We start from the raw sequence: 23,175 nt of genomic DNA, 5'->3' as shown, positions 1-23,175 counted from the left end.
CTTCAGCGCGTCTGCCAGCCGCTTTCGTCGTTTTCCTGCCAGCCGCTGCGATGCAGCAGCGGCGTGTCGTCCTGAAATTCCGGCCAGCCGATGCACAGCCAGGCGACAAAGCGCCAGTCGGGCGGCACCTCCAGCAGCGCCTCGATCCGCGCCGGATCGAGGATCGAGACCATGCCCAACCCCAGATTCTGCGCCCGCGCCGCCAGCCACATGGCAAAGACCGCCATCGCCGCCGATTGCGCCAGCGTCTCGGGCATGGTCTGCCGGCCAAGCCCGTGGCCCTGCACGGGCTCACCCTCGCAGAACACCGCCAGCTGCACCGGCGCCGCCTCAAGCCCGGCCAGTTTCAGCGCCGCATAGGCATCGCGCTGACCGCCCTGATAACGCCGGGCAGCCTCGGCATTGCAGCGGGCGAAATCTTCACGCACGGCGGCGCGGATCGCCGGATCCTCGACCCGGATCACCCGCCAGGGCCGCGCATTGCCGACCGAGGGCGCCAGCGTCATCGCCTCGCGCAGCCGCGCGATGGCCGTCTCGGGCACCGGGTCGGTGCGGAAATGCCGCACGTCGCGCCGCCAGCGCATCAGCGTCAGCAGCCGCTCGATCTCGCTTTCGTCAAACTGCACGCCCGCTCTCCGTCAGGTCATCCCGCTTCCAGAATCGCGCCAGCGGCACAAGACAGAGGCAGGTATCGCTAACCCTCGCATTTCCCGGCGGTTCAGGCAAATGCTGGCGACAGCAGCGCGATGGCACCGAAGGGCTGAGATTGCTATCATGCGAGGGTGAAAGCCGGTTTTCGGGGCGCCGCGACGATATTCGCCCGCCCGCGCCTTGCATCCGACGCAGGATCTCGGTGATACCATTGCAGTCGGTGGTGAGGCCGCTTCGTGCAGGATTGCAGCCGGAAGGCAGGCAATCGTGGCCGGGCGACAGCCGGCATCGGTACCAACGCTTGGGGGGGAGAGCACATGGACCAGACGACAATCGCTGAACAGACCACGGAATTCGTCAACCTGATGGATCGGGCGCGGGAACTGGGCCGGCGCAGGCAGGCCACCGCCGTGGCCAAGGCATCCGGCAAGGATTTCTCGATCGTCGATGCAAAGACGGTGGCCAATGCCTATGCGCGGGCCGGGGTGGAACTGGCGCGGAACCCCTGGGCGATGCTGGAGTTCCAGATGGATCTCTGGAAGGACAGTTCTCGGGCCTGGCTCGGGGCCTGGTCGGGCAAGGGTGAGGACAGCAAGGACCGCCGGTTCCGCGACGGGCGCTGGAACACCGATCCCCTCAGCCGCGGGTTGCGCGATGTGCATCTGGCCATCGAGCACTCGGCCGAACGGCTTCTGGATTCGCTGCCCGAAGGCGACAAGGACAGTCTGCGGGTGCGTTTCTACACCCGGCAATTGCTCAGCGCGCTGTCCCCCAGCAACTATCTGGCCCTGAACCCGGCCGCGCGGGACCGTTTCCTCGAGACCGAGGGGCGCAGCCTGCTGGACGGGTTCCGCAACCTGCTGGACGATCTGGAACGCGGCGAGGGCCGGCTGGACATCAACATGACCGACCGCGAGGCCTTCGAGGTCGGCCGTGATCTGGCCACCACGCCGGGTCAGGTGATCTGGCAGAACGACCTGATGCAGCTGATCCACTATGCCCCGCTGACCCCGACCCAGCACAAGCGCCCGCTGATCTTCGTGCCGCCCTGGATCAACAAATACTACATCTTCGACATGAAGCCGGAAAACAGCCTCGTCCGCTACATGCTGGAACAGGGGCACAGCGTCTTCCTGATCTCCTGGGTCAATCCCAGCAAGGACCATGCCGAGATGAGCTTCGAGGACTACATGCGCCTCGGGCCGCTGGAGGCGCTGGACGTTGCCGGAAAGGCGACCGGTGAGAGCGAGTTCGACATTCTCGGCTTCTGCATCGGCGGGATCCTGGTCACCGCCACGCTGGCCTTCATGGCGGCCAAGGGCGACCGCCGGATCAAGACCGCGACGACGCTGGCCACGATGGTCGATTTCACCGATGTCGGCGAGATCGGCGTGTTCATCGACCGCGACCGGCTGACGGTGCTGCGCGAGCATATGGCCGAGAAGGGTTACCTGGAAAACCATCACCTGCAGGACATGTTCTCGATGATCCGCGAGAACGACCTGATCTGGTCCTTCCATGTGATGAACTACCTGATGGGCCGCAAGCCGCCGGCCTTCGATCTGCTCTACTGGAACAGCGACAGCACCCGGCTGCCGGCGGCGATGCTGCTGTGGTATCTGGAAAAGATCTATATCGAGAACGGGTTGCGCAAGCCGGGCCATCTGACGCTGGACGGCACCCCGATCGATATCAGCAAGATCGACATCCCCTTCTATGTGCTGGCCACGAAAGAGGATCACATCGCGCCCTGGAACTCGATCTATCCCACGACCGGGCTTCTGGGCGGGAACACCACCTTCGTTCTGGGCGGTTCGGGCCATATCGCGGGCGTCATCAACCCGCCGGGCAAGCGGCCGAAATACGGCTACTGGACGCGCGCGGATTACCCGGCCAATCCCCATGAATGGCTGGCCGGCGCCGAGAAGCACGAAGGCTCGTGGTGGCCGCACTGGTCGGCATGGATCGAGAGCCATGGCGACGGCGAGCAGGTGCCCGCCTATCAGCCGGGCAAGGGCAAGCTGAAGGCCATCGAACCCGCCCCCGGCAGCTATGTCCGCGCCGACTGATACCTGACCGCCGCGGCCGGCTGTCCGCCCTTGGGCAGCCTGCCGCCGCGGCGGAACGATCACGACCCAAGATCCGGGCCAAGATCCGGGCCAGGATCCGGGGTGCGGCCTTTGGGCCACACCTCAGGGACCTTGGGTCACCATTGACAGGAATCGCTGTCGTCGCCAGCTTTGTTCTGCGCTGCAGCAATCCGGATGAACGCCGGATGGCCGGGCTCGCATGTGATCGCGAAAGGACGAGACGATGCACCTGCACTATCTCAGCCGTCACGCCGACGGCCCACCGCATGGCACCGATCTGTCGCCCGCACATCTGGGCAAGCTGCGCCTGCGTGGCCTGACCGCGCGTGACCGCCGGCTGCACACGGCGCATCTGCTGCGCCTGTCGGCCGAGGATCGCCGCGCCCGGTTTCACAGCGCGATCAGCGACAAGGCCGTGATCGCCTATTCGCGGGGTCTCGACTGGAACCACGCCTGGGTTTTCGGCGCCTTCGTCGACGGCACCCTGCGCGGCGTGGGCGAACTGGTGCCGCTGGAGGGCACCGACGAGGGCGAGTTGTCGATCTCGGTCGAGAAGCCCTATCAGCATATGGGCATCGGCAAGATGCTGACATTGGCCCTGATTCTTGCCGCCCGGCGCACCGGGATCGGAACCGTGCGGATGCTGTATGTGCATGGAAACCAGCGCATGCGCGCGCTGGCCCGCGACCTCGGCGCCAAGACGATCGCGGCACCGGGCGTTCTCGAGGGCGTGGTGACGGTGGCGGAAAAGCCCCGCCGCCCCGCCTGACGGCCAAGGCAGGGGCTGAGGCCGGGGAACCCGCTCGATCACAGAAAAATCACATCGGCTTGCTAGCGTCTCACGACATTTTCACCGCGGGCGTGCCATGAACGAATTACAGCGCGAGCCAAATGATCTGCTGGCGTATTGGCAGAGATATGACTGGCGTGAAAGTTTTTTTGCTCCGAAGATTTTCATTCTGCAGGCCCTGACCTCTGCCGGCAAGACCGCCAGCGGCGCCGGCCGCGACCGCGAAACCGCGTTTCAGCGCTGCCTCGGCGAGACGGCGGAACTGCATGCTCTTGCGGCGCTTGGGCAGGGCGGACAGGCCGTCGACACCGCCCGGATCGGGCTGGCCGCGCATGTCGAAGCCGACCGGGCGCGCGACGGTGCCATTCTGGAGGCGTTCGAGCGTTACGCGGTGATGTCCTGGTGGCACGGCCGGCTGCCCGCGCTGGCCCTGCCCGAAGCTTGGCTTGACGAGGCGGGACTGACCGGTTTCCTTCATGAGGCGCGGCAGGGCGCGGCCCTGAAGCGGCGCACCGACTGGTGGCAGGTCGACACCGCGCCCGGTTGCCCGCAGGTCATGATCTGCCGCAGCATGAGCCCCGAAGGACAGGACATGCTGCTGGGCTTCGGAGCCGATCCCGACCCGGTTTCCGCCGCTCGCAAGGCCCTGCGCGAGCTGTTCCTGATGGAGATGAACCTGATGGAGCTTCTTGCCAGCCGCACGGTCGGGCTGAGCGATTCCCTCGGCGCGCTGCGCGAGAAGATTGCCACCTATGCCCGCAACTGCCCGCATCTGCTGCCGGCGGGCGAAGGTCCGTCGCCTGCCGCCGCTCAGCACCAGACCGACTTTCAGAATACCCGCGACTGGTTCGGCTCAGAGATCGAGATTCGCAGCATAACCCCACCGGACGGGCCAATAAATGTCTGGATGTGCAGGCCACTTCTGCCGCACACTCAACCCGGCGCCCAAAGCAGCACGCCCTTCATCTAGGGGCGCATAGGAGGACCAGCATGCCTGAGGAACCGGACTTCGACGACCTGCAGGATTGCCGGTTCGGCTGTGGCCCCGTGCCGGTCAGTCCCGCGCCGCGACCCGCCCCGCGCGGCGCCGCAACGCCCCGTGCAGCCGGGGCGGCGGCAGATGACGCCGGGGTCAGGGATCGGCTGCCGCCCGAAATCCTGCTGCGGTCAAACCATGCATGGCGGAAGACATCTCTGCAGGCCACCGCACATATCCCGTCGGGCTATACCTATCTCGGCCAGTTGATGGGGCATGACATGGGCAGCAGCGTGCCGCTGTCCAGCGTCCCGCATGTGACCCGCGGCAATGTCATCGGTGCCGTCTCGGTCCTCGGGCCACGCCGGTACAACCTGATCGACAATCCGCTGACGCTGGAAACCGTCTACGGCTCGGGGCCGATGATGCTGTCGCATGTCTATGATCCGGACACGATGCTGTTCCGGCTGACCCCGGGCGCCCGGCTGGCGCGGGTCTATCGCGGCAGCCACGACCCGATGTCGCAGGCCGACAACCGCCCGATCCGGGCGCTTTACGACGAACGCAACCGCGACACGCTGATGCTGCACGAGCTTGCGGTGGCCTGGATGCAGTTCCACAATCTCTGCGCGCGCAGGCTGCTTGCTTCGGGGCGCAAGCCTTTCGAGGCCTATGCGATGGCGCGCGCCCATTCCGTGCGCGTCTGGCACGGGATCATCCGCGACGACATCCTGGCGCGTTTCCTGCATCCCGAGATCGCCGCCATGGCCGAGGACGATCTGCCCCCCGAATGGCGTCTGGACGAGGTGACGCTGCTGCACGGCCTGTTCCGTGCCTTCCACGCGATGCCGCTGGCCGCCTATGATCTGGGCCGGCAGGGGATGCACAACCTCGCCGATCTGCTGAAATCCGGCTTCGATGTCAGCGAGGCGGAAAGCGACTGGAACATCGACTGGCCGCTGTTCTTCGGGCTGAAGCCGGGCGGGCCGATGACCGGCCTCTCGGCCAGCGTCGCGCCCGAATTGCGCGCACCCACCACGGCCGCGGCGGTGATCGCGCTGGACAATTCGGCTGCCGCCGAGGCCCGGCCATTGCGACCCGGCAACGCCAAGATCGAGGCCGCGCTGGCGCTTTTGCCCGCGCCCTGGCCCACCCGGCTGGCACCGCTGGCCCTGGCCACCGAGTTCCGCGCCCGCCACCCCGATTCGCCGGTCGATGTCACGGCAGACATGATCGAATGGGGCCCCCTGTTCCAGATGATCATGATCGAGGCGCAGCTTTACGGCCAGAAGGGCGGGCTTGGCCCCTTTGGCAGCGCCCTGCTGCGCGCCTCGATCACCGGCACGATCGACCGGGTGGTTCTGGCACCCGAGCAAGAGGGGGCCGGCAACCTGCCGCGTCCCGCAACCATGATGAAACTCATCGAACTGGTCAGAGAGGTATAATCTCATGAGTGACAGCAAATATGTGATCGTCGGCAGCGAAGTCGATCAGGCGGAATATTACCTGCATGGCGACGGCAGCATCGACAGGGACAAGGGCGCGGACGGGCAGCCGCTGAATGTCGAATATATCGGCAAACTGATGGTCGAACTGTCCAAGCGCGGCGAAAAGAACGTGGGCGAGGACGAGCTAGACCGCTATCAGGACCATATCAAGCACGCGCTGATGGTACAGGATTTCTCGGTTCAGGATGGCGGCGCGGTCCTCAGCGATTCCGACCGCGACAACATCCTTGAGGGCACCGACGTCCGGATCGAATTCGAAACCCGCGACCGTTGCCATAACGGGGTCGACAAGAACTCGCGTATCCTTGTCGTGCCCTCGGACCAGACGCTGGAAATCACCGACGCGCTGCTTCAGGCGACGGGACAGGCGGAAGGGTTCCGGCCCCCGCTGTCCTACGAGCTGGACAAGGCGCTGATGCTGGCCAGCCTGAAGGCCGAGATCGTCGAGATCGCCCGCGAATTCGCCGCCAAGGGCGTGGCCGGCTGGACGCAGCAGCTGCAGGACGCGCTGGAAGCGCATGTGATCGACGCGGTCCAGCAGCGCAGCATCTTCAGGGACGCGAACGGCGCCCCGGCAGACGATGTGAAGAACGAGATCATGAAGAGCCCGCTGCGCGCCTTCTATCGTTCGGTCGGCATATACGCGACGAACATGTGCCGCTAGGCGGCGCCGCGCGCGGCCATGATGCTGGCGATGGTCTGATGCAGGTCCGCAAGCGCCTTTTCGTCACCCAGCGGAAAGCTGGATGTGAACCAGTCGATGATTTCGGCGTCGCCCGGAACTGCGTCGCCCTGCCATTTCGGGCGAATCTCGTCGAAATAGGACTGCAGCCGCCGCACTGAGTCGTCCTGCCGTCCCAGTTTCCACAACGCCAGGCTGTGCCAGCCGCCGACGGTTGGCATCAGCCCGGTGCCGCGGCGGCATTGCTCTTCGGCCGAGGCATAGTTTCCCAGAAGGTAGTCGGCTGCGGCCAGATAGATGATGTGAAAAGGCTCCATCACCGCTGAATTGCGACGGGTTTCCGCGACCAGCGCGGCCGCCCGGTCGAGATTGCCGGCAAAGGCGAAGCCCAGGGCCGACGAGGCCAGCGTCAGCGGGTTGCTGCGATTGAGGTTCAGGGCCTGCTCGAAGTGAAATTCCGCCAGCCCGAATTCGCGCTTGTGGCAATAGCACCAGGCGACGACACGATGCGCCCGGGTGTCCAAAGGGTCGATGGACACCGCCATGATCGCGTGGTGCAGCGCCCGCTGCTTGACCTCTTCGGTCTGGGTGCTGCCGGGTTGCAGCACATGGCGGACATTCAGCGCCCCGGCCAGTTCGGCATGGGCCGGCCCGAATTTGGGCGTGTCGGCGATGATGTCCTCAAGCATGGACAGCGCGGCGCGTTCGGCCTCGGGCGACCAGGAATCCAGCAGGGCCTGCGCCTTCAGCCAGCGGTCATAGATCGCCAGCCCCGAATCGGACAGCGACCGGTCCGACACCACCACCGACAGCGCGTTTGCCAGATTGGCCAGCAGCAGACGCGCCTTGGCCTCCCAGTCGGTCTCGGGGCTGTCGATGACCTCGGACCACAGAAGCTGGCTGTCCTCGACCCGCTGCACGTCCACATAAAGCTGATACCGTCCCAGCCCGTAGACGGGGCGCAGCTTGACGTTCACGGTGCAGGATTCGGTGCTGTCCTCGTCGAGGACGCGCCATTCGCGGAAACGCCCCATCCGCATGCGCAGGTCGGCGAACAGGACCGTGCCGAAGCCGCGCATCTCGCCGGGGATTTCGTCGGACGAGGGCAGCAGGCTGACCGAGATGCTGACCTCGGGCCTGCGGTTGGTCAGATCGTTGCGGGCCGATTTCCCCGCCGGGTTGAGCTTGACGGCCGCCAGAAGCTCGATGGTTTCCGCCTCCGGTTCCTGATCGAACTCTTCGTCGAGATAGCGGTAGAGCATGTCATACCGCTCGATCGCGCGGGTCGAATGCCCCCCGCGCCAGTCCAGCGTCATCAGGATCCGGACCGCGGTTTCGTTCGACGGCTCGAGTTCGAGGGCAAGTTCGGCCGGCCGGCGCAACTCGTCGAAGCGGGCGGACTGCACATTCGCAAGCCGTTCATCCAGAGCCTCGCGGATGGTCCGCAGCAGAACCGACCGGGTGATCACCAGCCAGCTGTCGAACGAGTTGCTGATCCCTTCGAGCCGTGTCGTATAGCTCAGGAATTCGCGCATCCTGTCGGCCGCGGCGGCATCCCAGCGTTCGGCCAGGATGGTCTCGCGGAACTCGTCCTTCGGGGTCTTCCTGTCGAGGATTTCCAGCGTGATCTGGCCGATTTCCGTCTTCAGGTTGAGGCCGCAATCCGCCTCCATGTCGCGGCGGATATGCCGGATCACCTGCCGGTACGAGGCAGCGGCGCGCTGCTGGTCGGTCTCCTGCCAGAACAGGTCGATCACCTTCTCGGCGCGATGGAAGGCATTGGGGTCGGCGGCGAGGAACAGGAACAGCGCCTGAGCCTTGCGCAGCCGCACCGCAGCCAGTGTCTTCAGAAGGATGGAAGAGGTTGATCTGCCGGTCATGTCAGCGCTGTTCAAATTGCCGCTGCAATAGATCACCAAGCGGCTGAAGTTGCAAATCCTGTCCTGCGCAGATGAGGGGCCGAGACGGAAATCCGCCGCCCCCGTCCCGGGGCTTTCGGCGGGCCACAATTCGCCTCGCCCCGGCCCCTCGCGACAGCCTGCGCCCGCCAGCATCCCCTGCGCCGGCAGGCCATTTCGCGGTTGACCGGCTCATAGCGAATAGAGATATTTCCGATGGAACACATCCGGTTGAGGTTGAACCATGAAGATGAGCGCGAGGAACGTCCTTCGGGGCACGGTGGTCGAGATCGTGAAGGGTGCCGTGACCAGCCATGTCAGGCTGGATGTCGGCGGCACGACCGTGACCGCATCCATCACCAATGAAGCCGTGGCCGAACTGGGGCTGAAAACCGGCGATCAGGCCAGCGCCGTGATCAAGGCAACGGATGTGATGATCGGTGTCGATGACTGACGGCGCGAGCCTGCGCCCGCTGGAAATCGCCGTCGCCGAACCCGAACGGCAGGACGCCTTTCTGCGTTTCATCGGGCGCATCCATACGCCCTGGCCGGAACGCCGGGACTGCCCCAATCGGGGCAATGCCGAGGACGGGCCGCCCTGCCGGATCGAGCTGTTTCCTCCCTGGGACCGGGCACTGGAGGGGGTCGAAGGGCTGGAATGGCTGCAGGTCCTCTACTGGATGCACCTGTCCCGGCGCGATCTGGTCCTGCAGAACCCGCGTTTCAGCGATCAGCTCGTCGGCACCTTCGCCATTCGTTCACCGGTGCGCCCCAATCCGATCGCCTTGTCGGATGTGAGGCTGCTGGAGGTGAAGGGGCGTGAACTTGTCGTCCGTGGACTCGACTGCGTGGCCGGCACCCCGCTGCTCGACATCAAGCCGGTGACGGCGCGCGAGCGCTGACCTGCGCTCGCGCGGCCACCACCCTGCGCCGCATCGCCTATCCGCGCATGGCCCGGAACAGTCCTGCCAGACGCTCGGTCGAGGGATCGTGCCCCGGGGCGTCCGCGCCTTGCAGCAGCGGCTCGACCTTCAGCGCCAGTTCCTTGCCCAGCTCGACCCCCCACTGATCGAAGCTGTTGATGCCAAGAATCACCCCTTCGACAAAGACGCGATGTTCATACAGCGCGACGATCTGCCCCAGCGTGAAGGGGGTCAGTTGCGGGATCAGCAATGTGGTCGAGGGACGGTTGCCGGGGAACACGCGATGACGGGCCTGCCGGTCGAGTTCGTCGCCCAGCAATCCCTTGGCGGCCATAAGCGCGCGGGCCTCGTCCAGGCTGCGGCCACGCATCAGCGCCTCGGACTGCGCCAGGCAGTTGGCCGCCAGAAGGAGGTGATGATGGGCCAGGTCGGGCTCGTGGCCGCGGGCGGCGAGGATGAACTCGCAGGGCACCGGCGTGGTGCCCTGATGGATCAGCTGATAGAAGGCATGCTGGCCGTTGGTGCCCGGCTCACCCCAGACCACCGGACCCGAGACCATGGCCAGATCGCTGCCATCCATTGCCACGCGCTTGCCGTTCGATTCCATCTCCAGCTGCTGCAGATAGGCCGGCAGGCGCAGCAGGCGGTTGTCATAGGGCAGCACGGCGCGGGTCGGATAACCACAGATCTGGTGGTGCCAGATGCCCACCAGCGCCAGCAGGACGGGCAGGTTTTCGGCCAGCGGCGCGTTGCGGAAATGCGCGTCCATGGCCGCCCCTCCGGCCAGGAACGCATCGAAATCCTCGGGGCCGATCGCCAGCATCAGCGACAGCCCGATCGGTCCCCAGACGGAATAGCGCCCGCCGACCCAATCCTCGAACCCGAAGACGCGCGAGCCGTCGATGCCGAACGCGGCCGTCCGGTCCACGGCCGAGGAAAGTGCGGCGAATTGCGCCGCGGGATCGGTCACCGTCCCGGCCATCCAGTTCCGCGCGGTCGTCGCGTTGGTCATCGTCTCGATGGTGGTGAAGGTCTTCGAGGCCACGATCACCAGCGTCGTCGCCGGATCCAGCCCCTTCAGCGTGTCGGCAATATCGGCGCCATCCACATTGCTGACGAAGTGCGTCCGCGGCCCGTCATGAAAGGGGGCCAGCGCCAGCACCGCCATATAGGGACCGAGATCCGAGCCGCCGATGCCGATATTGACCACATCCGTGATCGGACCGCCCTGCCCCCGATAGGCACCCGAGCGGACCTGGCGCGCGAAATCGGCCATGCGGGCATGGGTTTCGCGCACCGCGGGCAGAACGTCCTGCCCATCGACGGTCACGCTGCCGGCAAGGTTGCGCAGCGCCGTATGCAGCACCGCGCGGCCCTCGGTCTCATTGATCCGGGCGCCCGAGAACATCGCCTCGCGGCGGGCCTCGACCTCTGCGCCGCGCGCAAGATCCAGCAGCAGGTCGCGCGCGCCGGCGTCGATCACCGTCTTCGACCAGTCGAAAACCAGATCGTCGGCGCTGGTGCTGAACGCCTCGGCGCGCGCCGGATCGGCGTCGAACAGATCGGTGATGCGCAACTCTCCCTGCGCCTGCCGATGCGATTTCAGGCGGGTCCAGATATCGGTCATGACGGATGTCCTTGCTATTCGGCCCAATGCACGGTGGCGGCATCCAGAAAGGCCCGGATCGGCGCCTCTTCCGGCGAAAGCTTCTGCGCCCGTTCCAGCGCCTCGCGCTTTTCCGGCCCCATGATCAGCAGATGGATATGGATGGCCCCTGCCAGGGCTGGACGGGTCAGGGTGATGCGCGGCTCATCCGCGCCTTCGGCCCGGACCGGCATCAGCAAGGGGGCATCACCGGCCAGCGCCTCGGCCAGACGGTCGGCGCCCGGAAACAGGCTGGCGGTGTGCATGTCATTGCCCATGCCCAGCAGGGTCACGGTGATCGGCAGATGCGGTGTCAGCGCCCCGGTCAGCGCCGCCACCGCCTCCTCGGGTTGCGCATCCCCGGTATAGAGGTCGATGTAATTCGCCGCCGCCGCGCGATCCTTCAGCAGATGCCGCCGCAGAAGCCGGCCGTTGGACCGCTTGTGCTCGCCATCGACCCAGCGTTCGTCGCCAAGAAAAACCGTCACCCGGTCCCAGTCGATATCCGCCCCGCTGAACGTCTCGAAAACCGGAATCGGCGTGGTCCCGCCGGGCACGCAGAGGCTGGCACTCTCATGCCCGCGCAGGTGCTGGGCCAGTTGCGAGGCCAGCCGGTCGGCCAGCGACAGGGCCAGCAGTTCGCGGTCCGGGTATTCGACAAAGTCCATGCTCATGCCCTGATCTCCCTCCAGCGCCGGTTGTCGCGATGCATCAGGCGCAGGGCCTCTTCGGGACCCGAAGAGCCCGCATCATAGGGTTCCGGAAGGCGCTTGCTGTCCTCCCACGCGTCGATGATCGGGTCGGTCCAGGCCCAGGCGGCCTCGACCTCGTCGCCGCGCATGAACAGGGTCTGGTTGCCGCGGATCACATCCATGATCAGGCGCTCATAGGCATCCGGCATGTCCGACCCATCGGTGCCCAGGGCATCGGCAAAGGACATGTCCAGCGGCACCTGCACCAGCCGCATGCCGCCCGGCCCCGGCTCCTTGATCATCACCTTCAGGTTCATACCCTCATTGGGTTGCAGGCGGATGACAAGTTCGTTGGCCTTGGGCGCACCGGCATCCTCGAAGATCGAATGCGGCGGCTCCTTGAAGGTGATGGCGATCTCGCTGGTGCGCGCCCGCAGTTTCTTGCCGGTGCGCAGATAGAAGGGGGTGCCCTGCCAGCGCCAGTTCGAGATGCGTACCTTCATGGCGACATAGCTTTCGGTGCGCGATTCGGGATTCTCGGAATCGTCCAGATAACCCGGCTCCCTGCCGTCGGCCTGATACTGGCCGCGCACGATGTCCCCGGGTTCGAGCGGCTCAAGCGCGCGGATCACCTTCAGTTTCTCGTCGCGCACGGCATCGGGGTCGAAGTGATAGGGCGGCTCCATCGCGATCAGGCACAGAAGCTGCATCATGTGGTTCTGCACCATGTCCCGGATGGCGCCCGACTTGTCGTAATAGCTGCCGCGCCCGGCGACGCCGACGGTCTCGGCCACGGTGATCTGCACATGGTCGATGAACTGCGCGTTCCACAGGGGCTCGAACAGGATATTGGCAAAGCGCACGGCCATCAGGTTCTGGACCGTTTCCTTGCCCAGATAGTGATCGATCCGGTAGATCTGATGCTCGTCGAAATGGCGGGCCAGGGTGGCGTTCAGCGCCCGCGCCGAATCGAGGTCGCGGCCAAAGGGCTTTTCGACGACGATGCGGCTGCGGGAATCGACGATGCCAAAGTTGGCCAGGCGCTCGGCAATATCGCCGAACAGCGCCGGGGCGACCGAGAAATAGAATGCCTGCACCGCGCCATCGCGAACCCGGGCCTTCAGGTCCGTCCAGCCGCCCTCGCCCCGGGCGTCGATGGCGACATAGCCCAGCAGATCCAGAAACTGGGCCAGGCGCGGATCGTTCGCCTTGACCCCGGCAAATTCGGAAATGGCCCTTGCGGCCTCGTCCCGGAAGGCATGGTCGTCCTGTTCGGTCCGCGCCGCCCCGATGATTCGCGAGGTCGCGGGGATCTGGCCCGCGACAAAGCGCCGGAACAGGCCCGGCAGGATCTTGCGATGCGCCAGATCGCCGGTTGCACCGAAAATCACCAGATCGAAATCATCGACCGGAATGACACGAGAAACCATGCTGCCCTCCTTACCGCCGGCATCCGCCATATCGCTTGTTAGCGTTAACAGCAACTCGGATCAAGCTTTCAATGCGCGGGCCAGACGCGGCAGCCGGCTGCGTTTCAGCATTTCGGCCACAGTCATCTCGCCGCCGATCCGCGCCGCCTTGTCGCGCGCGGCCTGCACGGCAAGGGCCACCGGATCCGGCGTGCGCCGGTACAGATCAAGCAGGAAGGCGTCGGGATGGATCGCCCGCAGGCCAAGACGCTGCATCAGGGACTGGGGGAAATCGCGCAGATTCGCGGTGACGACCAGTGAGGCCCCGCCGGCCAGTGCCGCCTCGACCACATGACGATCGGCCGGATCGGGAAAGTCCAGATCTATCGCCCGCATCCCCGCATCGGGCATCGCTGCACCGGGAAACCGGTTCACCAGCAGCGCCGCCTCGGCCCCGGCGACAGCCTCGTGCTCGGGGCCAAGCCGGGCGGCGGCATGGCGCCATTCGGCAAGGATACGCGCCGACCACAGCGGCTGATACAGGCCCGCCGCCGCCACATCCGTCAGGATCTCGCGCAGGATCGTCGGAAACAGCACATTCGCGTCAAGGACGGCCCTCATCCGTCCAGCCGGAAGAACAGCGCCTTGAGATAGCCGGTCTCCGCCAGTTGCGGCAGCACCGGATGGTCGGGGCCTGTCTGACCGCTGTGGATCAGCACGCCGCGTCGGCCGCCGCGTCCGATGCCACGGGCGCTGACATTGCGGAACTGGGCCAGATCGGCGGCATGGCTGCAACTGCACAGCACCAGAAAACCGCCCGGCGCCACCAGCGGCGCGGCCAGTTTCGCCACCCTCTCATAGGCGCGCAACCCCGCCTCCAGCGCGGGTTTCGAGGGTGCAAAGGCGGGCGGGTCGCAGACCACCAGATCAAAGCGCCGGCCGTCTTCGGCCATCTGCTCCATCGCCTTGAAGGCATCGGATTGCACGCAGTCCAGCCGCTCGGCCATGCCCATGGCCCGCGCGCCACCCGCCGCAAGCTCCAGCGCCGCGGCGCTGCCATCGACACAGGTCGCCCGCTCGGCGCCTGCGGCCAGTGCGGCGAGGCCGAAGCCGCCGACATGGCTGAACACGTCCAGCACCGCCGCTCCCTTCGCCAGTCGCTGCGCGAAGGCGTGATTCGGGCGCTGGTCGTAGAACAGCCCGGTCTTCTGCCCACCCATCAGGTCGGCCAGATAGGTGGCGCCGTTCATCGCCACCGGCAGCGGCGCCTCGGGCGCCTGGCCAAGCAGCACCTCCATCCGCTCGTCCAGCCCCTCCAGCCCGCGCGCGCGCCCCTGCCCGTTCAGGATCACCGTGGACAGGCCCGCAACCTCGGCCAGCGCGGCGGCGATCTCGGCCGCCATCGCATCGGCCCAGGCGGCATTGGGCTGGATCACCGCCACCTCTCCGAAACGGTCGATGACCAGGCCGGGCAATCCGTCGGCCTCGGCATGAACCAGCCGGTAGAAGGGGGTGTCGTAGAGCCGGGCGCGCAATGCCAGCGCCCGCTTGATCCGCCCGCCCAGCCAGCCCCGGTCGATTCGGGCCGCCGGATCGGCATCCATCACCCGTGCGACGATCTTCGAGGCGGCGTTCACCGTGACCAGCGCCATCGGCCGCCGGTCCGCATCCTCAAGCACGGCGAATCCACCGGGCGGCAGCGCGCGGGTCCGGCGATCCAGAACCGCCTCATCGGCAAAGACCCAAGGGAAGCCGTGGCGGATCGCCTGTGGTTTCGATTTCGGACGAAGGCGAATGACGGGCAGTTCGGTCATGCAGGATTCCTTTCACTGCCGATCTGACACGGGTTCCCGACCTGCACAAGCGACAAGGCCGCCCGCCCGGGCGCATCCTTTCTGCGCGCATGTTCCCCGAAGACGCGAAATCCGCGCGCATCGACGGGACAAATGCCGGGGGCCGCGAAGTCCCTGCGAACCCGCACAGCACAGGTTGCTACGTTATCGCTAACAGTATATAGTCCGGGCGAAGCCAGAGGAGGCACCATGACCCTTCACGCCACCATTGACCGCGTCACCGACCGTATCCGCCAGCGCTCGGAACCCGTGCGCAGCGCCTATCTCGGCAAGATCGCCAAAGCCGCCGAGGAAGGGCCGCGCCGTGCCCATCTCAGCTGCGGCAACCAGGCCCATGCCTATGCGGCGATGGCGGACAAGGACGACATGGCGACGACGCGCAAGCCCAATCTGGGCATCGTCACCGCCTATAACGACATGCTGTCGGCGCATCAGCCCTATGAGCGTTTCCCCGACCTCATCCGCCGCGCGGGTCACGCGGCGGGGGCGACGGTGCAGGTGGCGGGCGGCGTTCCGGCCATGTGCGACGGGGTCACGCAGGGCCGCGCCGGGATGGAACTGTCGCTGTTTTCGCGCGACGTGATCGCGCTGGCGGCGGGCGTCGCCCTGTCGCATGACTGTTTCGACGCGGCACTCTACCTCGGCGTCTGCGACAAGATCGTGCCGGGACTGGTCATCGCCGCGGCCACGTTCGGCCATGTCCCTGCGGTCTTCATCCCCGCCGGGCCGATGCCCTCGGGCCTGCCGAATGACGAGAAATCGAAGGTCCGCCAGCAATTCGCGGCGGGTGAGGTCGGGCGCGATGCGCTGATGGCGGCCGAGATGGCCTCCTATCACTCGCCCGGCACCTGCACCTTCTACGGCACCGCCAATTCCAACCAGATGCTGATGGAATTCATGGGGCTGCACCTGCCGGGGTCCAGCTTCGTGAACCCGAACACGCCGCTGCGCGAGGCGCTGACCGTGGCCGGGGTGGAACGCGCCGCCGCGATCACCCGGCTGGGCAACGACTATCTGCCGGCGGGCGAGATCCTTGACGAGAAAGCCTTTGTCAACGGCATGGTCGGGCTGATGGCAACGGGCGGCTCGACCAATCTGGTCATGCACATCCCGGCCATGGCACGGGCCGCGGGCGTCCTGATCGACATCGAGGATTTCCACGATATTTCCGAGGCCGTGCCGCTGATGGCGCGGGTCTATCCGAACGGGCTGGCCGATGTGAACCATTTCCACGCCGCCGGCGGCATCGGCTACATGATCGGGCAGTTGCTGGAGGCCGGGTTGCTGCATGAGGATGTCAGGACCATCAACGGCACCGGCCTTGGCGGCTATACCGTCGAGCCGAAGCTGGACGGTGCCCGCGTCCGCTGGGAGGAAGGTGCCCGCGACACCCTGAACGACAAGATCCTGCGCCCGGCCAGCGATCCCTTCGCCAGGACCGGCGGGCTGAAACAGCTCGAGGGCAATCTGGGCCGGGGCGTCATCAAGGTCAGCGCCGTGGCCGAGGAACGCCATGTGATCGAGGCCAGAGCCCGGGTCTTTTCCGATCAGGAACAGGTCAAGGCCGCCTTCAAGGCCGGCGAGTTCACCGAGGATACCATCGTCGTCGTCCGCTTTCAGGGACCGCGCGCCAACGGCATGCCCGAATTGCATTCGCTGACGCCGACGCTGGCGGTGCTGCAGGATCGCGGGTTGAAGGTGGCGCTGGTCACCGATGGCCGCATGTCGGGCGCATCCGGCAAGGTGCCGGCGGCGATCCACATCTCGCCGGAGGCCTCGACCGGCGGGCCGCTGGCGCGGGTCCGCGACGGCGACCTAATCCGCATGGATGCGACGATGGGCACGATCGACTGCCTGGCCGAGGATTTCGAGACCCGCCGCCCGGCCGCCTTCGACCCATCGACCAGCAGCGAGGGCATGGGGCGCGAGATGTTCGCCTTCTTCCGCACCCATGCCGGCCCCGCGACCGAGGGGGCGGCCTGCGTGGTCTGATCAGGCCGCGCGTTCTTCCGCCTCTTCGCGCACCGCACGGCGAAGGTAGCCGCCGAACTCGCCGGCCATGGCGCTGACCTTGCCACGGGTCAGGTACATGTTGAGGCTGGCGGGCGGCAGGGGCGGCAGCGTGCCGCCATGCTCGATCTCTTCCAGCCCCTCGCGGGTGAAGGATTTCAGCACGATGTTCACGCCCTGATCGGCCGCCGTCAGCATGTGATTACGCTCGCAGCCGCCGACGCCCGAGGCATGTTCCCAGGCGATTCCCGCCCGGTCCAGCGCGGTGATCGCCAGTTTCAGGAAGGCGCACCACAGCCCGTTCGTCAGCCGCAGGGGGCGCTGCTGCCACGCCATCCCGGCATTCGCCCCGACCCAGATCAGCGGGATATGCATCAGCGTCGTGCCATCCGGCCCGCAGGCTGCCTCGGTGGTCAGGATCACGTCCAGTTCATCACGCTCGAACTGCTTGCGCAGATCGACGCTGACCCCGTCGGTCAGCACCATCTCGACATTGGGATGGGCCTCGCGAAAGCGCCGCACGGCCTGGGTGAAATGCAGTGTCGGCCAGTCGGTCGTCAGCCCCACACGCAGCCGGCAATCGGGCTGGACGCCGGTGAAACGGGCGATGATGGCGTCGTTCTGCGCCACCAGCTTGCGACTTTCGGTCAGCAGCAGATGGGCGAAATCGGTCAGCATCACCCCCCTGCCCTGCTTTTCCAGAAGCGGCCGGTCGAACACCTCTTCCAGCCGCTTGACCTGCATCGACAGCGCGCTTTGGGTCATGTTCAGCGCCTCGGCCGCACGGGTCACCGCACCATATTCGGCGACCGCCTGAAGCGACCGCAGCGTGGCGATATCCAGATTTCTCATCGTTCAACCTTCGTGATGTATCAGATCAAAATCATTCATTGTACAAATACAACATGCTGGCGTAATCATCAACCATCTGCTGCAGAACGGCAGAATAAATCAAAATCCTTGATCATTCATGATGCCGGAGGTGTATTATGGCACAACGTTCAACCGCCCTGCTGCGCGTCGTCACCGGACGTGGCATCATCCCGCGGCCGGCATGGCTGGAACAGCTTCTGACCCTGTTCGACCGCCGCCAGAAGACCATCGCGCTCGACCGGCTGAGCGACAGCCAGTTGCAGGATATCGGCCTGACCCGCGCCGAGGTCGATGAGGAAATGCGCCGTCCCGCATGGGATGCGCCGCTGCACTGGTATCGCGGCTGACCAGCGGCCCGCAGATGACACCGGCCCACGCCCACAGGCGCGCCTCTCAGCCCTCGTCCTCGGGGGGCGCGCCGAACCTCGCAATCATCCGGGTCTGGATCTGATCCCGCGTCTGGCGATACATCGCCAGCTTGGCCTCGCGCCCCTCGGCCAGACCGGAGGGGTCCATGATCGGCCAGTATTCGATCTCGAGATGGTAGAGCCGCGTCAGTTCCAGCGCCAGACGCTGGCTGGCCGGAGACAGCGCCACGATCAGGTCGAAGCCGCCCAGATCGTCGCCCCAGTCCTGCATCTCCTCGAAGCTGCGGGTACGGTGATTCGACAATGGCACCCCGATCTCATCGCAGACGGTGACGGCAAAGCCGTCGATCTCCATGTCGTTCTTGACGCCGGCGGATTGCACATAGGCGGACCGGCCGAAGAATTTCTTCATCATGCCTTCGGCCATGGGCGAACGGATTGCGTTGTGATCGCAGCAGAACAGGACCGAATGGGGGATCTTGTCCTGCGGCATCGCCCTACCCTTGCGGAAGCAGCGCGCAGATCAGCGTGAACAGCCGCCGCGCCGTGTCGATATCCAGATCGGCCTTGCCCTCCAACCGCTCCTGCAGGGTGCGGGCGCCCTCGTTGTGGATACCGCGGCGGGCCATGTCGATGGCCTCGATCTGGGCCGGCGGCAGCTTCTTCACCGCATCGAAATAGCTTTCGCAAATCTGGAAATAATCCTTCACCACCTGCCGGAACGGCCCCAGTGACAGGTGAAACTCGGCCACCTTTTCATCCGCTTCGGTATTCAGGTCGAAGACCAGCCGTCCCTCGCGAACGGCGAGGTCCAGCACGAAGGGGCCGTCCTGCGCTGGCTGGCCATCGCGCCCCGGCACGGCAAAGCTGTTATCCTCGATCAGATCGAACACCGCCACCCGGCGCTCCTGCTCCATCTCCGGCGTCGCGGGCGGAATGGCAGAATCATCGATCTCGATCCGGATCAGCCTGCTCATTCAGCCATCCTTTCGTTCAGCTGTGCCAGCCGAGCCTGCACCGAAGCGCCATGCGCCTGCAAGCCCTCGGATGCGGCCAGCCGGATCGCTGCCGGCCCGATGGCGGCCAGCGCGCCGGGGCTGAGCCGTGCCATGGTCGTGCGCTTCAGGAAATCCATCACCGACAGCCCCGAGGAAAACCGGGCCGAGCGCGCCGTCGGCAGCACATGGTTCGGCCCGCTGACATAGTCGCCCACCGCCTCGGGCGTATGCGCGCCGAGGAAGATCGCCCCGGCATGCACGCATTTCGCGGCCAGCGCCTCGGGATCATCGACGCAAAGCTCAAGATGCTCGGGCGCGATGCGGTTCGAGAGCCGCGCCGCCTCGTCGAGATCGCGGGCGGTGATGATGGTGCCGTAATCGCGCCAGCTGGCGCCGGCGATCGCGGCCCGGGGAAGCCTGGGCAGGATGCGATCGACGGCGCCGGCCACGGCATGGCCCAGCCCCGGATCGGTGGTGATCAGGATCGACTGCGCGTCGGCGTCATGCTCGGCCTGCGCCAGCAGGTCCCAGGCCAGCCAGTCGGGGTTCTGTGCCCCCTCGGCGATCACCAGAACCTCCGACGGCCCGGCGATCATGTCGATGCCGACGCGCCCGAAGACCTGCCGCTTGGCCGCCGCGACATAGGCATTGCCCGGCCCGGTGATCTTGTCCACCGGCGCGATGCTGGCGGTGCCATAGGCCATGGCGGCCACTGCCTGCGCCCCGCCGATGCGATAGATCTCGTCCACGCCGGACAGTTGCGCGGCCAGCAACACCAGCGGATTGATCACACCGCCCGGCGTCGGCACGCAGATCACCAGCCGCCCGACCCCGGCCACGCGGGCGGGAATGGCGTTCATCAGCACCGAGGAGGGATAGGCCGCCTGCCCGCCCGGCACATAAAGCCCGGCCGCCGAAACCGGCGTCCAGCGCCAGCCAAGCGTCGCGCCCTCGGGATCGGTCCAGCTGGCATCCTCGGGCATCTGCCGGGCGTGATAGGCGCGGATCCGTTCGGCCGCCAGCGTCAGCGCGGCGCGATCCTCGTCCGGAACCCGCGCCACCTCGGCCGCGATCTCGTCCGCCGAGAACCGCAGCCGGTCCGGCGACAGATCCAGCCGGTCGAAACGCGCGGTCAGCTCGCACAGCGCGGCATCGCCACGCGCCCGGACATCGGCGATGATCCCGGCCACGACCTCGTTCACATCGGTCGAATCCTCGCGCTTGGCCGACAGCATGGCGGCAAAGCCGGCCTCGAAATCGGCATCGGATGTGTTCAGCGTGACCGGCATGTTCTTCCCCTGCAGTTGCGCCTTGTTAGCCGCAAGCCCGGCCTGCCTCAAGCCGGCGCGTCCAGAGGGCAAGAGGTGGCAGGACCGGAAGGCCGCGCCCGCCCGCAGGGGCAAGCGCGCCCCTGCCCCTAATCGGGATGGCTCGGTGCCTTGCCCGAGACGGCGCGATAGGGCCGCGTCACGTCGCGCAGGTCCAGATTGATGCATTCGACATCGGCCGTCAGCGTCCCGTCGCCCGCGAAATCCAGCGACAGCCGGCCGGTCCCGTCAGCGCCCGGCTGCCATGCCAGGGCCAGCAGTTCCAGCACGGTGTCCGCGTCGCGGTCGATCCCGTCGCCATGCAGCGCCATCACGTCGTTCACGACCAGCAGCGCCCGCACCCGCTCGTATTCGCGGCCCTCGGCGCGCGCCCGTTCCGCATCCTCCCAGCGGAACCGGTTGAGCAACAGCGCCAGACGCCGCCCCTTCGCGTCATAGCTGATCTCCGAGGCGGGCAGGATCGCATCCTGCACCAGTGTCGAGACGATCCGCAGATCGCCCTCATCCTCGGCCCGCAGCGACAGCGGGCCGGGATCGGCGTCAGAGAAACGGGCGTCCTCGGCCATGGCTTACCCCTCCTTCACGCGCTCGATATGCGCACCGACGCCGCGCAACTTGCGCACGACATGCTCGTATCCGCGATCGAGGTGATAGACCCGGCTGACCGTGGTCTGCCCCTCGGCCGCCATGCCGGCCAGGATCAGGCTGACCGAGGCCCGCAGGTCGGTCGCCATGACCGGCGCGCCGCGCAACTGCTCGACCCCGGTGACGGTGGCGTGGCCGCCATGCACCTCGATATGGGCGCCCATCCGCGCCAGTTCGGGCGCGTGCATGAAGCGGTTCTCGAAGATGGTCTCTTCCAGCACGCTGGTGCCCTCGGCCAGGCACATCAGCGCCATGAACTGGGCCTGTAGATCGGTCGGGAATCCGGGGAAAGGCTCGGTGGTGACGTTCACCGCCCGCACCCGGCCGTTCTTTCGCGCCACCTTCAGCCCGCGCGGGGTTTCCTCGACGCTGATCCCGGCCTCGTCCAGCTTTTCGCAGAAGGCGGACAGCAGCTCGATCCTGCCGCCGAGGCACTCGACCTCGCCGCCGCACATCGCCGGCGCCAGCATATAGGTGCCCAGCTCGATCCGGTCGGTGACGACCGGATGGGTCGCGCCGTGCAGGCTGTCGACGCCCTGGACGGTGATCGTGCCGGTGCCCTCGCCCTCGATCTGCGCGCCCATCGCCCGCAGGCAGCGGGCCAGATCGACGATCTCGGGCTCGCGCGCGGCATTCTTCAGGACCGTCGTTCCGCGCGCCAGCGTCGCCGCCATCAGCGCATTCTCGGTCGCCCCGACCGAGACCAGCGGGAAATCGACCACCGCCCCCTTCAACCCGCCGGCCGGCGCCCTGGCATGGACATAGCCGTCGCGCAGGTCCAGTTCGGCCCCCATCGCCTCGAAAGCCTTCAGATGCAGGTCCACCGGCCGCGCGCCGATGGCGCAGCCGCCGGGCAGCGAGACCTCGGCCCGGCCGTCCCGCGCCAGCATCGGCCCCAGAACGAGGATCGAGGCACGCATCCTGCGCACGATCTCGTAATCGGCGCGGTGACTGGTCAGATCATGGCTCGACAGGGCCAGAACCTGCCCGTCCTGCAGGCTGGCCACCTCGGCGCCCAGGCTTTGCAGAAGCGCGGTCATGGTGCGGATATCCGAGAGCCGCGGCGCATTGGTCAGGGTCAGCGGCTGGTCGGTCAGCAGCGTGGCCGGCATCAGGGTCAGACAGGCGTTCTTCGCGCCCGCGATCGGTATCTCGCCCTTCAGCGTTCCGTTCCCCTGAACGATGATCTGATCCATCTAGCTGTCGTCTCCGCCTGTTTCGCTGCCCGTCTCGTTTTCCTGATCCGACCGCCCGGCACGCACCCGCGCCTGTGCCTTGCGACGCTGCAGATTCGCGCGCAGGGCGGCCCGCAGCCTGTCCTCGCGCGTTTCCCCTTGCCCCGGCTTGTCCTGCTGGCGATCGTCCATCCCGACCTGTTACCGCCGCGAGAGGCGACAGTCCAGCATGCCGGGCCTTCGCCCCCGGTCATCGACCCGACGGAAATTTCACCCCTTCCCCCTTGCGTGAGCCGCCGCCATTGTCTAAACGCCCCTCACACGGCGCTGCGGTAGCTCAGTGGTAGAGCACTCCCTTGGTAAGGGAGAGGTCGAGAGTTCAATCCTCTCTCGCAGCACCATCCCTCATGGTTGATTTGCATGAACTTCCTGATTTCTCAGGGCTGTGACCTGCCCCATTGATACAGGGCATGGGCGTTGTTGCAGAGCTCGGCGCTGGAAGGATTCACACTGCGAATCCGGTAGGTTAAGAATCTCGACATGAGCAAGCCCGAGCCCGCCCGTTACCGCACGACGAACTGGAAATCCTACAACGAAGCGCTGAAACGGCGCGGGTCGCTGCTGATCTGGCTCGACAAGGATATGGTGTGGCTCGCCCCCA

At 66.3% G+C, this 23,175-nt stretch carries 23 protein-coding genes, 1 tRNA gene and 1 pseudogene; 11 read left to right on the top strand and 14 right to left on the bottom strand.

Annotation, left to right across the window (positions count from 1 at the left end; translation table 11 throughout):
• Positions 1-2 precede the first annotated feature (2 nt).
• Positions 3-626, bottom strand: coding sequence for a 5,6-dimethylbenzimidazole synthase (gene bluB / locus KNW02_RS07205; protein WP_216032590.1), 624 nt, complete (start codon positions 624-626; stop codon positions 3-5).
• 342 nt (positions 627-968) lie between these two features.
• Between bluB and phaC the strand changes: the two genes are divergently transcribed.
• The 5 genes from phaC to KNW02_RS07180 all read left to right on the top strand — a co-directional run bounded on the left by phaC (position 969) and on the right by KNW02_RS07180 (position 6,679).
• Positions 969-2,720 (top strand): class I poly(R)-hydroxyalkanoic acid synthase, encoded by a 1,752-nt coding sequence (phaC, locus tag KNW02_RS07200; RefSeq protein ID WP_216032589.1) that lies wholly within the window; start codon positions 969-971, stop codon positions 2,718-2,720.
• Positions 2,721-2,964: 244 nt separating this feature from the next.
• The gene (locus tag KNW02_RS07195; protein WP_216032588.1) at positions 2,965-3,510 is read left to right on the top strand and encodes a GNAT family N-acetyltransferase; all 546 of its coding nucleotides are present in this window, start codon (positions 2,965-2,967) and stop codon (positions 3,508-3,510) included.
• Between the two features lie 97 nt (positions 3,511-3,607).
• On the top strand, positions 3,608-4,501 hold the full coding sequence (locus KNW02_RS07190; protein ID WP_216032587.1) for a YcaO-like family protein: 894 nt from the start codon (positions 3,608-3,610) through the stop codon (positions 4,499-4,501).
• 20 nt (positions 4,502-4,521) lie between these two features.
• Positions 4,522-5,952 (top strand): peroxidase family protein, encoded by a 1,431-nt coding sequence (locus KNW02_RS07185; RefSeq protein WP_216032586.1) that lies wholly within the window; start codon positions 4,522-4,524, stop codon positions 5,950-5,952.
• A 4-nt stretch (positions 5,953-5,956) separates the two neighbouring features.
• A complete protein-coding gene (locus KNW02_RS07180) occupies positions 5,957-6,679 on the top strand; it encodes a hypothetical protein (protein WP_216032585.1) in 723 nt (240 codons plus the stop codon).
• Here the strand turns inward: KNW02_RS07180 and KNW02_RS07175 are convergent.
• Positions 6,676-8,577, bottom strand: coding sequence for an AfsR/SARP family transcriptional regulator (locus KNW02_RS07175; protein ID WP_216032584.1), 1,902 nt, complete (start codon positions 8,575-8,577; stop codon positions 6,676-6,678). The genes KNW02_RS07180 and KNW02_RS07175 overlap by 4 nt on opposite strands.
• Before the next feature lie 262 nt (positions 8,578-8,839).
• Between KNW02_RS07175 and KNW02_RS07170 the strand changes: the two genes are divergently transcribed.
• Together KNW02_RS07170 and tsaA are read left to right on the top strand one after the other, a co-directional pair.
• Entirely contained in the window at positions 8,840-9,049 is a 210-nt protein-coding gene (locus KNW02_RS07170; RefSeq protein ID WP_216032583.1) for a TOBE domain-containing protein, read from the top strand.
• Positions 9,042-9,497, top strand: a complete 456-nt coding sequence (tsaA, locus tag KNW02_RS07165) for a tRNA (N6-threonylcarbamoyladenosine(37)-N6)-methyltransferase TrmO (protein ID WP_216032582.1) — start codon at positions 9,042-9,044, stop codon at positions 9,495-9,497. Before KNW02_RS07170 ends, tsaA begins: the two co-directional genes overlap by 8 nt.
• A 37-nt stretch (positions 9,498-9,534) precedes the next feature.
• Here the strand turns inward: tsaA and pgi are convergent, their stop codons facing one another.
• From pgi to KNW02_RS07140, 5 genes are read right to left on the bottom strand one after another with little or no spacing between them, the layout of a single operon-like run.
• The gene (gene pgi, locus KNW02_RS07160) at positions 9,535-11,145 is read right to left on the bottom strand and encodes a glucose-6-phosphate isomerase (RefSeq protein WP_216032581.1); all 1,611 of its coding nucleotides are present in this window, start codon (positions 11,143-11,145) and stop codon (positions 9,535-9,537) included.
• Between the two features lie 14 nt (positions 11,146-11,159).
• Positions 11,160-11,831, bottom strand: a complete 672-nt coding sequence (gene pgl, locus KNW02_RS07155; RefSeq protein ID WP_216032664.1) for a 6-phosphogluconolactonase — start codon at positions 11,829-11,831, stop codon at positions 11,160-11,162.
• Positions 11,832-11,833: 2 nt separating this feature from the next.
• A complete protein-coding gene (gene zwf / locus KNW02_RS07150; protein WP_216032580.1) occupies positions 11,834-13,285 on the bottom strand; it encodes a glucose-6-phosphate dehydrogenase in 1,452 nt (483 codons plus the stop codon).
• A gap of 60 nt (positions 13,286-13,345) precedes the next feature.
• Positions 13,346-13,885 (bottom strand): RSP_2648 family PIN domain-containing protein, encoded by a 540-nt coding sequence (locus KNW02_RS07145; protein WP_216032579.1) that lies wholly within the window; start codon positions 13,883-13,885, stop codon positions 13,346-13,348.
• Positions 13,882-15,078, bottom strand: a complete 1,197-nt coding sequence (locus KNW02_RS07140; RefSeq protein WP_216032578.1) for an RSP_2647 family RNA methyltransferase — start codon at positions 15,076-15,078, stop codon at positions 13,882-13,884. The genes KNW02_RS07145 and KNW02_RS07140 overlap by 4 nt, the downstream gene beginning before the upstream one ends.
• Before the next feature lie 228 nt (positions 15,079-15,306).
• Between KNW02_RS07140 and edd the strand changes: the two genes are divergently transcribed.
• Positions 15,307-17,109 carry a phosphogluconate dehydratase gene (edd, locus tag KNW02_RS07135; protein WP_216032577.1) on the top strand — a complete coding sequence of 601 codons (1,803 nt, stop codon included), beginning with the start codon at positions 15,307-15,309 and terminating at the stop codon, positions 17,107-17,109.
• Here edd and KNW02_RS07130 read toward each other — a convergent pair whose 3' ends face one another.
• A complete protein-coding gene (locus tag KNW02_RS07130) occupies positions 17,110-17,979 on the bottom strand; it encodes a LysR family transcriptional regulator (protein ID WP_216032576.1) in 870 nt (289 codons plus the stop codon). It abuts the gene before it with no gap.
• A gap of 137 nt (positions 17,980-18,116) precedes the next feature.
• On the opposite strand from KNW02_RS07130, the gene KNW02_RS07125 reads away from it, so the two are divergent.
• Positions 18,117-18,347, top strand: a complete 231-nt coding sequence (locus KNW02_RS07125; RefSeq protein ID WP_216032575.1) for a DUF1127 domain-containing protein — start codon at positions 18,117-18,119, stop codon at positions 18,345-18,347.
• A gap of 46 nt (positions 18,348-18,393) precedes the next feature.
• On the opposite strand, the gene KNW02_RS07120 is transcribed toward KNW02_RS07125, so the two are convergent.
• The 6 genes from KNW02_RS07120 to KNW02_RS07095 all read right to left on the bottom strand — a co-directional run bounded on the left by KNW02_RS07120 (position 18,394) and on the right by KNW02_RS07095 (position 22,706).
• Positions 18,394-18,861, bottom strand: coding sequence for an arsenate-mycothiol transferase ArsC (locus KNW02_RS07120; protein WP_216032574.1), 468 nt, complete (start codon positions 18,859-18,861; stop codon positions 18,394-18,396).
• A 4-nt stretch (positions 18,862-18,865) separates the two neighbouring features.
• Positions 18,866-19,345, bottom strand: coding sequence for a UPF0262 family protein (locus KNW02_RS07115; RefSeq protein ID WP_216032573.1), 480 nt, complete (start codon positions 19,343-19,345; stop codon positions 18,866-18,868).
• Positions 19,342-20,655, bottom strand: coding sequence for a histidinol dehydrogenase (gene hisD / locus KNW02_RS07110; protein ID WP_216032572.1), 1,314 nt, complete (start codon positions 20,653-20,655; stop codon positions 19,342-19,344). The genes KNW02_RS07115 and hisD overlap by 4 nt, the downstream gene beginning before the upstream one ends.
• Before the next feature lie 128 nt (positions 20,656-20,783).
• Positions 20,784-21,260, bottom strand: a complete 477-nt coding sequence (locus KNW02_RS07105) for a DUF2948 family protein (protein ID WP_216032571.1) — start codon at positions 21,258-21,260, stop codon at positions 20,784-20,786.
• A 3-nt stretch (positions 21,261-21,263) separates the two neighbouring features.
• Positions 21,264-22,535, bottom strand: coding sequence for a UDP-N-acetylglucosamine 1-carboxyvinyltransferase (gene murA, locus KNW02_RS07100; protein ID WP_216032570.1), 1,272 nt, complete (start codon positions 22,533-22,535; stop codon positions 21,264-21,266).
• Positions 22,536-22,706 (bottom strand): hypothetical protein, encoded by a 171-nt coding sequence (locus tag KNW02_RS07095; protein WP_216032569.1) that lies wholly within the window; start codon positions 22,704-22,706, stop codon positions 22,536-22,538. It lies immediately after the preceding gene.
• A 134-nt stretch (positions 22,707-22,840) separates the two neighbouring features.
• Between KNW02_RS07095 and KNW02_RS07090 the strand changes: the two genes are divergently transcribed.
• Together KNW02_RS07090 and KNW02_RS07085 are read left to right on the top strand one after the other, a co-directional pair.
• Positions 22,841-22,915, top strand: a tRNA-Thr gene (locus KNW02_RS07090).
• 139 nt (positions 22,916-23,054) lie between these two features.
• A pseudogene (locus KNW02_RS07085) lies at positions 23,055-23,175 on the top strand (IS5/IS1182 family transposase); the annotation flags it as partial.

It is taken from the genome of Paracoccus marinaquae (assembly GCF_018860165.1).
Classification (GTDB): domain Bacteria; phylum Pseudomonadota; class Alphaproteobacteria; order Rhodobacterales; family Rhodobacteraceae; genus Paracoccus; species Paracoccus marinaquae.
This window is presented reverse-complemented; position numbering and strand designations above follow the sequence as displayed.